Origin of the sequence: Bowmanella yangjiangensis (genome assembly GCF_017255015.1) — a bacterium.
GTDB classification, from domain to species: Bacteria; Pseudomonadota; Gammaproteobacteria; order Enterobacterales; family Alteromonadaceae; genus Bowmanella; species Bowmanella yangjiangensis.
This window is the reverse complement of the sequence record NZ_JAFKCS010000150.1, coordinates 1-1,895: the sequence shown is the minus strand read 5'-3', so window position 1 is coordinate 1,895 and position 1,895 is coordinate 1. Positions and strand designations below refer to the sequence as shown.

Annotated in this window: 2 protein-coding genes; one reads left to right on the top strand and one right to left on the bottom strand. The window is 69.3% G+C overall.

All coding sequences use genetic code 11. The annotated features are described in order from the left end of the window. Positions 1–17 precede the first annotated feature (17 nt). Positions 18–905: a LysR substrate-binding domain-containing protein gene (locus J0A65_RS22785; RefSeq protein ID WP_206596591.1), complete on the bottom strand. Its 888-nt coding sequence runs from the start codon at positions 903–905 to the stop codon at positions 18–20. 94 nt (positions 906–999) lie between these two features. On the opposite strand from J0A65_RS22785, the gene J0A65_RS22780 reads away from it, so the two are divergent. Further along, a partial coding sequence (locus J0A65_RS22780) for a YbfB/YjiJ family MFS transporter (RefSeq protein ID WP_206596590.1) occupies positions 1,000–1,895 on the top strand: 896 nt, incomplete at its 3' end.

Genomic DNA, 1,895 nt, shown 5'->3' with positions numbered 1-1,895 from the left:
CGAAACAGCCGTCGAGTTTACTCGTTGAGCGGACTTTGCGCGCGCATCAGCTCCAGCAACAGGGACAACGGCGGGTGCTCGCCGGCATCGCGGCGCCGCGCCAGCAGCGTGGTGGTCGCCCCCAGCTGCGGGGCGATGGCCTGATACTGCACCAGGTGCACACGTGGATGGCGCTCGAGCAGACTGCGCGGCAGCAGGCCGATGCCCATGCCCGCCGCGATACCGGCGAAGATCGCATCGATCGAACCATAGCTCTGCCGCGCCGCCACCTGCAGGTCGCTGGCGAGCACCCAGCGCTCCAGGCGCTCGCGGTAGTGACAGCCTTCGGGAAAGCCGAGCAGCGTTTGCGGGCGCGCGCCCAGGCTGGCGGCGTCCTGGGCGGGTGGCAGGACCAGCATCAGCTCCTCCTGCCAGATCGGCAGGCAGTCGAGCTGCGGATGCTCGAACGGCCCACCGATCAGGCCGGCATCCAGCTCCCCGGCCAGCACCTCCTCGACCAGGCGCCGGCTCGGCCCGGTGCTCAGTTGCAGGTTGACCCGTGGCGCACGCTGATGGAACGCCGCCAGCAGCTCGGGCAGACGCACGGCAGCGGTGGTCTCCATGGAGCCCAGGCGCAAGTCACCACTCCACACATCCTCCTGCACGCTGCGCCAGGCCAGCTGGCAGAGCTGCTCGAGGTGCTCCGCATGCGGTCGCAGGCGCTCGCCCGCCTGGCTCAGGCGCAGCCGCTGGCCCTGACGGCGGAACAGGCGCGTGTCGAGCTGCTGCTCCAGCTGGCGCAGGCGCGCCGAGACGTTCGACGGCACGCAATTGAGCCGCACACCGGCGGCACTGAGGGAGCCCTCACGCGCGACGGCGAGGAAATAGCGCAGCAGTTGTGGGTTGAGACGTTGCCAGGCATCCATGATCTTTCACCAAAAGTGAAAACTGATCGCAGTATTTTTCACTAACAGTCCATAGAGAACAACGACTATGGTGCGCAGCACGACCGGAGGCCCGATGCTCAAACTCGACCGCGACTGCTTCAAGGCCATCCTCGCCGCCGCCCTGGCACTGGTGGCGGTGCATGCCCTGGGCCGTTTCGCCTACACCCCGCTGCTACCGCTGCTGCTCGACGACGGCCTGTTCAGTCTGGCCCAGGGCGCCCAGCTGGCCACCTGGAACTACCTGGGCTACCTGCTCGGTGCCTTGCTCGCCCTGCCCATGGCCAGCCCCCGGGGGCTGCGCCTGGGCCTGCCGGTCGCGCTGCTGCTCAACGCCGGGCTGACCCTGGCCCAGGGATTCACCCGCGACATCGACATGCTGGCCGTCCTGCGCCTGAGCAACGGCATCAGCAACGGTGTGGTCTTCGTCCTCGCCCCGGCACTGGTGCTGGAATGGCTCGCCGTGCGTCAGGCCACGGCACTGAGTGGCCTGGTCTACCTGGGCCTGGGAGGCGGCATGCTGCTGTGCGGCGCGCTGGTCGTGCTCACGCCCTGGCAGGGGCCGCTGCGCTGGCTGCCCATCGCGCTGGTCGCCCTGCCCCTTGCCCTGATCAGCGCCGGAATGTTGCGACGCCTGGCCCAGCAGCTGCCCGCCAGCGCCCAGGCCAGTGCGCCGGGCCGACTGATCGACCGTCGCAGCCTGCCGCTGCTGCTCGCCTACCTGGGCGCCGGCCTGGGCTACATCCTGCCGCTGACCTTCCTCCCCGCGCTGGCCCGCGAACAGCTTCCGCCCGGCCATCCCCTGCTGATCGGCAACTGGTGGTGGACCGCCCTGGCCTGCCTGATCTCTGCGACCCTGTGGAATCGTGTCGGTGCCTGGCTCGGCGACCGCCGTGCCCTGCAGGTCAACTACGTGCTGCAACTGCTGGGAACCGCCCTGCCGGTCCTGCTGCCCGGCCCTGTCGGTGTACT